Below are 12,008 nucleotides of genomic sequence, written 5' to 3'. Positions count from 1 at the left end.
GACGACCGATCAGGGAGGCGGTGACCGGATATGCCCCCGTCCGGTGGTGTGCGCGGTGCGCTGATCCGCGGCGTCCTCGTCGTGGGCGGAGCCGCGGTCCTGTCCGCCGCGGCGATCACCGGCGGCCTGGTGCTCGCCGCGGACGAGGCCGGGATCCCCTCGGGTGACGTCCACACGTCCGCACCCGCGTGTTCCGTGGTCCCCGCGGCCGCTGTCGAGGAGGCACTGCCCGGCGCGCTGCCCGAGACCGCGGCCTCCGGCCCGCTGCCGGACGGTGAGAACACCGTGTGCGCCTGGACCTCGCTCGGCCGGTCCGAGACCCCCGGCACGCTTCGGGTCGAGTTCTCCGCGCTGCTCACCGACACGGAGCAGGACACCCCCCTCCCCGGAACCGGGCACGCCGGAGGCCTCCTCGCCGCGCTGGTCCCCGAACACGGACACACCGTGGAACTGTCCTCGGGGCCCGAGGCCCACGTATGGCTGGAACGCGTCTCCGGAACGGCCGACCTGGCCTTTCGCAGTGACAACCTCCTGGTACGCCTGTCCTACGCCGACACCGCCGGAAGCGGACCCGACCAGGCCGAACAGGCCCGCGAAATCGTGGTGGCCTTTGCCGAACGACTCGCGGAGGCCCTGTGAACCACCCGTACCAGCGTCCGGTCGTGCCGTCGGTCCAGCCCCGGAGCCGGGGCTGCGCCGCTGCGGGCGTGGTGGTCCTGACCCTGCTGGCGGTCCTGTGCGTGGTCGGCGGGGTCTGGTTCCTGCTGTCCCGGGAGCGCCTGGAAACCGGCCGCTTCGAAGCCGCGCCGGTGTGCGCCGAAGGGGAGACCGAGGCGCTCGCGGGCCTCGTGCCCGGCTACGAGCTGGCGTTGGAGGAACCGGTCGGCAACGGTCAGCACGCCTTCGGTGAGGGGTGGCAGTGCCGCTGGGCCACCCCCGAGGGGCAGGGGGAGGCCGTACCGGCCTTCGCCACTCTGGTGGTGGTCGCCTCGCCGGGGCCGGGCGGTGTGCTCACCGCAGAGGACAACTTCGCGCACACCACCGCGAACCCCCAGACCGCGCTGGTGGCCGACCTCGGAGACGAGGCGGCCGCCTGGTACCGGGCCGGGGGCTTTCCCGCCGGGTGCGTCGGTGTCCGGGAGTCCAACCTGTACCTGGAGACCTGTTACGGGGCCGCCGCCGACTACGCCGTCAGGAACTCCGTGGATGAGGAACGGGCGCTGGAGGGCGCCGAAGAGCTCGCCCGCGCAGCGGTGGCCGCCCTGTCCGACTGACGGTATTCATGCTTCTCTCACAGGTCCGTCCGCCGCACGCCACCGCCCGCAAAGGACGTCTGCGGCGCGGTTCTCTTCCGGGGCGCCCGGGTGGCCCCGAGGCCAGACGTTCTTTGCCCTCGACGGCGCCTTGCCCGTTCCTTGCTGCGGCTCGTCTCGTCCTGCGGGACACCGGCGGTGTCCCCGCTCCGCTTCCGGCCGCGGGCCAAAGCCGGACGGCTGGGCTCCGGGAGCCCGGCGCGGTCATCACCACGCGTCGTCGAGAAAGCCTTCCAGAGCGGGTGCCACCTCGGGGGCGAAGGGCCGGTCGGCGTCCAGGACGGTCGCCCCGGGCTCGTCCTCGAACTCCCGGAAGATGTGGTCGGCACCCGGAACATCGACGCGCTCGGCGCCGCTGAGCCCTGTCATGAGGCGGTCGACCTCCTCCCGGGTGATCTGGGCGTCCTCCTCACCCCACAGCACCAGGACCGGGGTGTCCGCAGGCAGGTCCCGGGCCAGATCCACCGGGTCGAAGGCGTCGATCCAGCGCAGGAAGCCGATGTTGTTCTCGGAGAAGATCCCCGAGAGCTGGTCGGCGTCCTCGGGTAGATCCCGGCCGCCGCGCAGGGCGGCCCGCGCCGCGCGCGCGTAGGAGAGCGTGTCGACGGCCTCGGACCCGTCGAGCCGCCCGGAGGCCTCGGCCCGGCGGACCTGCTCGGTGAGCTGGCGGTCGATGACGTCCAGCATGCGGGTGCCCGGCGGGGCTGCCAGGACCAGCGCGGGGGACCCCTCCAGGAGTTCGTGTGCGCGCAGGGCGTACAGGGAGCCCTCACTGTGCCCGACGATCACCGTGCGCTCGGGGTCTACCTCCGGCTGGGAGAGGAGCTCCTCGTAGGCCGCGGTCATCTGCCGGTCGAAGACCTCCGGGTCCACCTCGGCGTCCGGATCCAGGCCGCCCAACCCGGTCTCTCCGCTGCCCAGCTTGTCATAGCGCAGCGAGGCCACACCGGCCTCGGCCAAGAGCCGGGAGAAGTTGAGGTTGGTGTCCGCGTCGGGGCGGACCTCGGCGTTGCCGTCACGGTCCGTTCCGCCGCTGCCGGAGATGATGAGGGCACCGGGCACCGGCCCCACCGTGCTGTCGGGGGCGGTGAAGGTGGCGAACACGGCGCTGTCGTCCACGGAGAAGGACAGGTCCCGCGTGCGGCCGTCGACCCCCGGGGACGGTACCGACCGTTCCTCCGCGGTGCAGGCCGAGGTGAACAGCAGGACGGCGGCGGCCGCGGTCAGGACGCGCAGCCGGGCGGAGGCGGGTACTGGTGTGGACACAGCCCTCACCTTAGGGCGTGTCCGCCAGGGGATGCGCCCCAGGGCGAGCGCCGTGCCCTCGGACGGTCCTGGGGCGCCCCCAGGGGGCGGGGACGCCGGGACCGGTGCTCACACGCGGCGCATGACCGCGACGACCTTACCGAGAATGGTGGCACGATCGCCGTTGATGGGCTGGTAGGCGCTGTTGCGGGGCATGAGCCACACGTGTCCGTCGTCCTCGCGGCGCAGGACCTTCACGGTCGCCTCCTCGTCCAGTAGCGCGGCGACGATGTCACCGTTGTCGGCCTGCGGCTGCTGGCGGACCACCACCATGTCGCCCTCGGTGATGGCTGCGTCCACCATCGAGTCGCCGACGACGGTGAGCATGAACAGCTTCCCCTCGCCGACCAGCTGGCGCGGCAGGGAGAGCACCTCCTCCACCGATTCGTCCGCCAGGATCGGGCCGCCGGCCGCGATCCGGCCGACCAGCGGTACGGAGGCCGCGCGGGTCGGGTTCGCGGCCAGTGCCTCGGGGTCGAAGTGCGTCGTGCCGGAGCGGCCCGGGGTGCGCAGTTCGACGGCGCGGGGGCGGTTCTGGTCGCGGTGCAGGTACCCCTTGCGCTGGAGCACCTTGAGCTGGTGCGCCACACTGGAGGGACTGGACAGGCCGACCGCGTCGCCGATCTCCCTTATCGACGGAGGGAATCCGCGTTCACGGACATAGCGCTGGATGCAGTTCAGCACGCTCTGCTGGCGCGCGGTGAGTTTGGGGGCTGCGGGTGTCGTCTCACCGTCCTTTCCCATGGGTGAGAGGACGGTGGTGGTTCCGGGATTCTCCTCCGGCACGGCCGGGCCTCCTCGGTGCTCGGTTGGGTCGTGGGCCTGCTTGCGTGAGTGCCGCCACCGGTTCGTGATCGCGCCGGATGTGGGGCCGGGGCGGGGCGAAACCGGAGTGAAATCAACATCAACGTTAGTCGTTGCAGACGGTGATATCAAACAAGCGTTCGAGGTCGGGGAATGGTCTGCGCTGGCCTATCTCCGTTCCTCTCGCTTACACGTGTACACGTGTACCCGTACCGCTGTCTTGGGAACGCGGGAACTCGTGGCGGGGCCGTGTGCGCTGGGGCGTCGGCGAGGATCTGCGGCGGCGCCCGGAAACCCTTGTGGCGCGGTGCTTCCCGGCGTTCTGTCGACCCTCGGGGCGGATTTCGTGGCATGGGTGCCGACGGTATCCTGAACGGCGGTTTCGGGCATTCCGATCCGCTTACGCGGGGCTGTCCCCCTCTGTTGCCGCCTGCGGGGCGTGGGGCGGGGGCATGAACCAGGGGCACTGGTGTTCGACCACTACATCTAGGTGTGTCGATCGAGGCATTGTCCCAGAAGTTGTGGTTTAGTGGTCTCATGAGGTGTGCGCATGGCGAGGGGATCAGGTGATCAGGGATGCATTGTCCGTTCTGCCGCCATCCGGACACACGGGTGATCGACAGCAGGTCCACCGACGATGGCGCGGCCATCCGGCGCCGCAGGTCGTGTCCCGAGTGTGAGCGCCGATTCACCACACAGGAGACCGTGCTCCTGATGGTCGCCAAGCGTTCCGGCGTCACTGAGCCCTTCAGCCGCACCAAGGTCATCGCCGGGGTGCGCAGGGCCTGTCAGGGGCGTCCCGTCTCCGAGGACGCGCTGGCGCAGCTCGGGCAGCGTGTGGAGGAGGAGATCCGCAGCCGCGGCCTGGCGGAGGTCCCCGCCCACGAGATCGGGCTGGCCATCCTCGGCCCGATGCGCGAGCTGGACGAGGTGGCCTACCTGCACTTCGCCAGTGTCTACCGCGGTTTCGAGAGCCTCGCCGACTTCGAGGCCGAGATCGCCGCCCTGCGCGGGGAGCGCGGGGCCGACACCGACACGACCGCCACGGCCTGACGCGGGTCCGGCCGTCGGCGGGGCCGGTCGGGGAACATGGGGCACCGGGGTGCAGGGCCCGCCGCACGTCGCGGGCCCGCCGAACCGGAGACGCCGCGCGGCCGTGGAGCCGCGGCCGCGCAGTATGGGGGGACGCGTGCCATGACGGAGACCACCAGCAGCACGACCGGCCGCAAGACCAAGGCGGACGGCAAGACCAAGGCGGACGGCAGGGCCAAGGGGCTGAGGATGCGGCGCGTCTTCACCGCCCCGGGGGTCCATCCCTACGACTCCGTCGAGTGGGAGCGGCGCGATGTCGTCATGACCAACTGGCGCGACGGCACGGTCAACTTCGAGCAGCGCGGCGTGGAGTTCCCCGCCTCCTGGTCGATGAACGCCACCCAGATCGTGGCCGGCAAGTACTTCCGAGGTGCCGTCGGCACCCCCGAGCGCGAGTGGAGCCTCAAACAGCTCGTCGACCGCGTCGTCGGCGTCTACACCGAGACGGGCCGCAGGCACGGCTACTTCGCCGGGGACGAGGACGCCGAGATCTTCGACCACGAACTCAAGCACGCCCTCGTCCACCAGCTCTTCAGCTTCAACTCACCCGTCTGGTTCAATGTCGGGACCGCCTCCAGGAACCAGGTGTCGGCGTGCTTCATCCTCTCCGTCGACGACACGATGGAGTCGATCCTGGACTGGTACAAGGAGGAGGGGCTCATCTTCAAGGGCGGCTCCGGGACGGGGGTGAACCTGTCGCGGATCCGTTCCAGCAGGGAACTGCTCTCCTCAGGCGGAGCCGCCTCCGGCCCCGTCTCCTTCATGCGCGGAGCCGACGCCTCGGCCGGGACCATCAAGTCCGGCGGCGCCACGCGCCGGGCCGCCAAGATGGTCGTCCTGGACGTGGACCACCCCGACATCGAGGAGTTCGTCGAGACCAAGTCGAGCGAGGAGCACAAGATCCGCGCGCTGCGCGACGCGGGCTTCGACGTTGACCTGGGCGGCGGCGACATGTTCAGCGTCCAGTACCAGAACGCCAACAACTCGGTTCGGGTCTCCGACGCCTTCATGCGTGCCGTGGAGACCGGATCCGACTTCGGACTGACCTCCCGTACCACCGGCGAGGCCATCGCCGCCGTCGACGCCAGGGGGCTCCTGCACCGCATAGCCAGGGCCGCGTGGGAGTGCGCCGACCCGGGCCTCCAGTACGACGGCACCATCCAGGAGTGGCACACCAACCCCGAAGCCGGACGGATCAGCGCAAGCAACCCGTGTTCGGAATATGTCCATTTGGACGATTCGTCGTGCAACCTCGCCTCGATCAACCTGCTCAGGTTCCTGCGTGAGGACGGCACCTTCGACACCGAGGCGTTCACGGCCCTCACCGAGCTGGTCATCACGGCGATGGACGTCTCCATCACCTTCGCCGACTTCCCCACGGAGAGGATCGCCGAGAACACCCGTGCCCACCGCCAGCTCGGCATCGGCTACGCCAACCTGGGTGCCCTGCTGATGAGCACCGGCCACGCCTATGACTCCGAGGGAGGCCGGGCCGTCGCCGCCGCGGTCACCTCGCTCATGACGGCCGCCGCCTACCGGCGCAGCGCCGAGATCGCGGCCGTCGTCGGCCCCTACGAGGGTTACGAGCGCGACAAGTCGGCGCACAAGCGCGTCGTGCGCAAGCACGCCGCGGCCAACGACGACCTGCGCACGGTCACCGAGCTGGAGGGGCCCGTCCACGAGGCGGCCACGCGAGCGTGGGCCGAGTGCCTCAAGAAGGGCGAGCGCCACGGCTGGCGCAACGCCCAGGCCAGCCTGCTGGCGCCCACGGGGACCATCGGGTTCATGATGGACTGCGACACCACCGGGATCGAGCCGGACTTCTCGCTGGTCAAGTTCAAGAAGCTGTTCGGCGGCGGCTCGATGCGGATCGTCAACCGGTCGGTGGCGCGCGCCCTGCGCCACCTCGGCTACCGGGGCGAGCAGGTCGAGGCGATCGTCGAGTACGTGTCCGAGCACGGCCACGTGGTGGACGCGCCCGGCCTGGACCCGGAGCACTACCCGGTGTTCGACTGCGCCATGGGACGCCGCTCCATCGCACCGATGGGGCACGTGCGCATGATGGCCGCGGTCCAACCGTTCCTGTCCGGCGCGATCTCCAAGACCGTGAACGTGCCGGAGGAGGCCACCGTCGCCGACTTCGAGCACCTCTACTTCGAGGGCTGGAAGCGGGGTCTCAAGGCCCTGGCCGTCTACCGCGACAACTGCAAGGTCGGCCAGCCGCTGTCCACCGGCTCCGGTGACGGGAAGGGCCAGGCGGGCGACGACACGGCCGTTCGCCCGGTCCGCCGCCGTCTGCCCAAGAAGCGCCGCAGCGAGACCACCTCGTTCTCCGTGGGCGGGGCCGAGGGCTACATCACCGCGGGCTCCTACCCCGACGACGGCCTGGGCGAGGTGTTCATGAAGCTCGGCAAGCAGGGCTCCACCCTGGCCGGCGTGATGGACGCCTTCTCCATAGCGGTCTCCGTCGCCCTCCAGTACGGGGTGCCGCTGGAGACCTACGTGGAGAAGTTCACCAACATGCGCTTCGACCCGGCGGGCATGACCGACGACCCCGACGTCCCCATGGCGCAGTCGGTGGTGGACTACATCTTCCGCCGCCTAGCCCTGGACCACCTGCCCCACGAGGAGCGCGCGGCCCTGGGCGTGCTGTCGGCCCCCGAGCGCACGGCGCAGGTGGCGGGTGAGGACTCCGCGCAGGTCGCCGCCCAGGTGGAGTCCTACGCGCAGTCGGCCGCCACCCGGGACGCGGCGGCGTCCGAGTGGGCTCCTGAGCGCGACGGCGATACGGGGGCGGGCGCGGCGCACTCCACCGCTGAGCTGGTCGAGCGCACCCAGGGGTTCACCGCCGACGCACCGCTGTGCCTGACCTGCGGCACGAAGATGCTCCCGTCGGGCAGCTGCTACGTGTGCGAGGGCTGCGGAGCCACCAGCGGATGCAGTTAGCCGCGTGGAGAGGGGCGGCGGCCCGTGCCGGGCCGCCGCCGGTGGAGCCGGTGCGGTGGCCTGTCCGCGATCGGAACCGGAGAAGACCGGGAATCCTCCTCCTACCGCTGGTAGCGTCACGTTAGGGTCGCAGAGGGTGCGGCCATGGGTTCCAGGGGTGTCGAGGTGCTGGATGAGGCGCAGGTCCCCGCGTTGCGGGAAACCCTGTCCAGGGCCGGGTCCCCCAGAGGGAGCAAGGGGAGGCGTCGATACCGAAACGGTCGCGGAGGCGTTGTCCCGGCCCTCTCCGGCACTGATGCGGAGTCCCGGGCCAGGGTACGGAAGCGGGCGCGCAAGGTCGGTGTCTCCATGCCGGAAGGGCTGGCCGCGGCCGTTCAGCGAAGGGTCGGCAAGGGAGCGTTCGACCATGATACGGCTGAGGCGGTGACGCGCGGGTTCGAGCGAAACCTGTTGGAAGAAGCCTCCGGCGATTCTTGGGGAGCGGTACGGTCTGATCCCGCCGGAGGCGGCATGGCCGACCGCGGAGCCGTGGCGACCAGGCGGAGCGGGGGCCGACCGGCTCTGGAACAGGGGACGGGCGTGGTCCAGACCTGTGGTTGCTCTGGAGCAGGAGCGGGTAGCACAGCGTCGTCGAGATCGCCCCATCCGCGGAAGGTGGTCCCCATGCTCATCGCAGCGATCCTCCGGGCCAAGGGCTCGGAGGTGGTCGGTGTCGCCCCCGACACGACCGTCGCGTCACTGCTCACCGAACTCGCCATCCACGACATCGGCGCAGCCGTGGTCACCGAGGGTGGTGCCGTGGTCGGCATCGTCTCCGAGCGCGACGTCGTCCGCGGACTGCGCAGCCGCGGGCCCGGACTCCTCACCGAACCCGTCGCCGCCATCATGACCGGCGAGGTCTTCACCTGTACCACCGAGGACACCGTCGAGGACGTCGGCGAGGTGATGACCCTGCGCAGGTTCCGCCACGTGCCGGTGCTCGCCGACGGGCGCCTCGTCGGCATCGTCAGCATCGGCGACGTGGTCAAGAGCCGCATGACGGTGCTGGAGAACGACCGGGCGGCACTGGAGGCCTACATCCAGGGAGAGCGGACCTGACCGTTCCCACGGCCTGAGCCCTCTTCCGCGCAGCCGTCCCCGGCGGCGGCCGCCAGGGCCGCGGTGGCGGCGGTCACGCCCAGCACGGCGGGCCGGGAGCCCATCCGCCTCGCCAGCGGGCACGCCCCGTGCGGCACCTGTTCCCACGTCACGCTCAGGGCGCGACCTCTGGGGTTCGGACGAGGTTCGTGCCAGAGTCGGTTCCGTCCGTTGCGGCCACCGCCATACTGTCACCGGCGTCAGACCGGAACCGTAGAGGTGTGCGTGACGTCGAATACGACAGTTTCCGAACTTCTCCAGCAAGGAGCCCACGTCTATGTCGTTCGCGCAGACCGTGAGCGGCGCCGCAGGAGCCATCGTTCAAGGGGCCGACCCCCGCGAGGCGATCACCGACGCCGTGCAGCAGACCGCAGGCCGGACCGAGGGAGGGGGCGGTCTGGACCCCGGGGACTTCATCGCCGCCCGGGAGCAGGGCGCCTCCGTCGGTACCCGGATCGAGCAGAAGACCACCTCGCTCGACAACGCCGGAGAGGCGATCAACCGCAGCTACTACGAGCGGGGGCAGAGCGGGCCGGTCCACGTCATCTGTCCCATGGTGATCCCGCGCGGCCGCACGCTCCTCACGATGCTCCCCGCGATCGCGCTGCTGGCACTGGGACTCGTCGGCACCCTCGTCGTCGCCGCCCAGTCCTCCCTCACCGGTGCCAACCCCCTCCTCAACCCGCTCTTCGGCATGCACTACTGGATCGTCACCCTGGCGATCACCGCCTTCATGTGGTGGCGCCAGGGCATGGTGATGGTGCCCGAGGGGTGCGAGGCCATCGTCACGCGGTTCGGCAAGCGGGAGGACAACTACCGGCCCGGCCGGGTCACCCTGTTCAACCCGTGGAAGCGCGTGTCCTACATCGTCAACACCACGCGTGAGTACCCCTTCAACGCCCCCATCCGCTCGGCCCCCACCAAGAGCGGTGTACAGGCCTCGGTCGACTTGTTCGTCCAGTTCCGCATCGCGGACGCGACCAGCTTCGTGTACACGCTGGGCGGCGTGCACGGCTTCCAGGAGAAGCTCAACAACGCCATCAGCGAGACCACCCGCAGCCTCATCTACGAGCAGGAGGCCTCGGCCATCTACGACATGGTCGGGGAGAGCACCCACACCCTGCTGGAGCAGCTCAACCGCCAGTTCAGCGGGATCGTGGTCCTGACCAGCGCCAACATCACCCACGCCGAGCCCTCCAGCCAGGAGTACCGGATGGACCTGGCGGCGCCGGAGATGGTCCGCGTCGCCAAGGACGCCTACACCTTCGAGTACGAGCTCCAGTTGCGCAAGGAGCAGAACGAGGGCGACCTCAACAAGGAGCTGGCGACCCTCAACGAGACCCTCTCCGCCATCCAGGCCGACATCGCCCAGTACCAGGCGCAGATGGACACCGCGCTGGAGCGGGAGACCAACCGGGCGCGCGCCCTGGCCCGCCAGCGTTTCGTCGAGGCCGAGTCCGAGGCCAACGCCAACGCGGCACTCCTGCAGGCGCAGGCGCTCGACATCCGGGCCGTCAGCGCCGCCGAGGCCCCCGAGATCCTCAACTACCGCTTCCGGGAGAACCTCCTGGACAAGCTGGAGGCGGTCGCCGACAGCCTCCCGCGGGTCTTGAGGATCGGCTCGGGCGACACCGCCAGCGTCGACTACTTGCGCATCGCCCAGCAGATCATCGGCCAGAGCGAAGCGGCCCTGTTCTCCGAGGAGGACATGGCGGCCATCCGCGACCGCCTGGGCGAGATCACCGGCCGGATCGCCGAACGCGAGCAGGAGATCACCGCGCTCGTCGAGGACCCCGGCACCGAGCGCGGCCGACAGCCGAACGGGGAGGACCCCGGGGAGGACCTGGTGGAGGAGATCCGCCAGTCCGTCTCGGAGGAGGCCATCGACGAGCGCCTCACCGAGAACCCGCAGGGGCCCGCGACCGACGGCCCGGACCAGGGAGGCTTCTAGATGAACCAGTCCGTGAACGCCGGAGGCGGCTCCAGCATCAAGGAGTCCCTCGCCTCCTGGGGCGACCTGGCCGGCCTGCTGCGCGGCGGTGACCAGGGCTCGATCGTCCCCGTCGTCATCCCGCGCGACAACCGCGGCCTGCGCTGGATGGTGCTGGTCTGGTTCGGCCTGTTCGCGCTCACCTCGGCCCTGGTGATGACGGTCAACGCCATGACCAGCTCCACCGTGGTCGGCGAGTTCGGCTACAGCCTGCTCGCGCTGCCCACGATGCTCGTCGGGCTGCTCAGCCTCGCCGCCGCCGTGCTGTGGTGGTGGCGGGGGTCGATCGTGGAGATCGAGGAGGGCACCCACGGCGTGCTCACCAAGTACGGAGCGATCGTGCGGGCGATCGGCCCGGGCCGCCACTACCTGTGGCACCCGTGGTCGCGCGTGGACTTCGTGGTGGACACCCGCACGGAGATTCCCTACACCGCTCCGGTGGTGGCCTGCCCCACCCGTGAGAACGTGCCGCTGAAGTCGATCGAGTTCTTCCTCAAGTTCCAGATCATCGACCCGATCCGGTTCGTGACCATCATCGGCGCCAGCAACTTCGACCTCGTGCTCTCCAGCGCGGTCCAGGACGCCATCCGCCAGCGCAGCCGCATGGTCAACACCGAGTCCGCCTACGACCTGCGCGGATCCAACGTCGAGGACATGCGCCGCCTGCTCAACACCAACCTGGAGAAGTACGGGGTGCGGATCACCGGCTGCAACATCCCCGACGTGCAGTTGCCCAACCAGTACCAGCAGCACCTGGCCACCCGGGAACGGGTCGCCAAGGAACTCGTCGCCTATGAGCAGGAGTGGGAGCTGACGCGCAAACGCCGCATCGACACCCTGCTCATGGACATCGAGCGTTCGAAGAAGACCCGCGACGCCAAGATCGTCGAGGTCAACGCCTCCCTCAACAAGGCGCGCAAGGACGTCGCCCAGATGCTGGAGGAGCAGGAGACCGAGGCGCAGCGGGTCCGCTACGAGATCGAGACGCACGGCCGCGCCGACCTGGTCGCGGCGGAGAACGAGGCCAAGGCGCAGCGGCGCCTGGCCACGGCCTACCGGGACAACCGGGCCGTGCTGGAGTACGAGCTGGCCCGCCGCCGCCTGGACGTGGGCGCGGTACTGGCCGAGCGGGCGCCGCGTCCGGTGGTGGTGCAGACCGAGCCGGGGGCGGGCGACTCATCCGCACTGTCCACCCTGCTCACCGCGCAACTGCTGCCGCAGATGCTCGACGGTGCGGGGCCCCGCACCGGCGGCGGCGACACGGCCCGGGAGGCGCTGGACTCGGCGCAGGGCACGATCGCCGCGGCGGCCGAGCGCCAGCAGCGCATGGCCGACGAGTACCAGCGGCAGCAGAGCGAGCAGATGCAGCAGCAGTTCGAGCGCGGCGAGGGCTACGGTCGCTCACAGGGACGCCGCTGACA

The 12,008-nt window shown here is 70.3% G+C and carries 9 protein-coding genes; 7 read left to right on the top strand and 2 right to left on the bottom strand.

The window, feature by feature from the left end; all coding sequences use genetic code 11:
- Positions 1-30 precede the first annotated feature (30 nt).
- Positions 31-639, top strand: a complete 609-nt coding sequence (locus tag B042_RS0119850; protein ID WP_036555655.1) for a hypothetical protein — start codon at positions 31-33, stop codon at positions 637-639.
- Positions 636-1,274, top strand: a complete 639-nt coding sequence (locus B042_RS0119845) for a hypothetical protein (RefSeq protein ID WP_028649811.1) — start codon at positions 636-638, stop codon at positions 1,272-1,274. Before B042_RS0119850 ends, B042_RS0119845 begins: the two co-directional genes overlap by 4 nt.
- 246 nt (positions 1,275-1,520) lie before the next feature.
- On the opposite strand, the gene B042_RS0119840 is transcribed toward B042_RS0119845, so the two are convergent.
- Together B042_RS0119840 and lexA are read right to left on the bottom strand one after the other, a co-directional pair.
- Positions 1,521-2,579, bottom strand: coding sequence for a S9 family peptidase (locus B042_RS0119840; protein WP_081748897.1), 1,059 nt, complete (start codon positions 2,577-2,579; stop codon positions 1,521-1,523).
- Between the two features lie 108 nt (positions 2,580-2,687).
- Positions 2,688-3,362: a transcriptional repressor LexA gene (gene lexA, locus B042_RS0119835; RefSeq protein WP_197024371.1), complete on the bottom strand. Its 675-nt coding sequence runs from the start codon at positions 3,360-3,362 to the stop codon at positions 2,688-2,690.
- Positions 3,363-3,998: 636 nt separating this feature from the next.
- Between lexA and nrdR the strand changes: the two genes are divergently transcribed.
- From nrdR to B042_RS0119810, 5 genes are all read left to right on the top strand, one after another.
- The gene (nrdR, locus tag B042_RS0119830; protein WP_028649808.1) at positions 3,999-4,475 is read left to right on the top strand and encodes a transcriptional regulator NrdR; all 477 of its coding nucleotides are present in this window, start codon (positions 3,999-4,001) and stop codon (positions 4,473-4,475) included.
- 141 nt (positions 4,476-4,616) lie between these two features.
- Positions 4,617-7,460: a vitamin B12-dependent ribonucleotide reductase gene (locus B042_RS0119825; protein WP_028649807.1), complete on the top strand. Its 2,844-nt coding sequence runs from the start codon at positions 4,617-4,619 to the stop codon at positions 7,458-7,460.
- 663 nt (positions 7,461-8,123) lie between these two features.
- Positions 8,124-8,558 carry a CBS domain-containing protein gene (locus B042_RS0119820; protein WP_028649806.1) on the top strand — a complete coding sequence of 145 codons (435 nt, stop codon included), beginning with the start codon at positions 8,124-8,126 and terminating at the stop codon, positions 8,556-8,558.
- 316 nt (positions 8,559-8,874) lie between these two features.
- Entirely contained in the window at positions 8,875-10,548 is a 1,674-nt protein-coding gene (locus B042_RS23970; RefSeq protein ID WP_081748896.1) for an SPFH domain-containing protein, read from the top strand.
- Positions 10,549-12,006, top strand: coding sequence for an SPFH domain-containing protein (locus tag B042_RS0119810; protein ID WP_028649805.1), 1,458 nt, complete (start codon positions 10,549-10,551; stop codon positions 12,004-12,006).
- Positions 12,007-12,008: the final 2 nt, after the last annotated feature.

The sequence above is a fragment of the Nocardiopsis sp. CNT312 genome (genome assembly GCF_000515115.1).
Lineage (GTDB): Bacteria > Actinomycetota > Actinomycetes > Streptosporangiales > Streptosporangiaceae > Nocardiopsis.
This window is presented reverse-complemented; position numbering and strand designations above follow the sequence as displayed.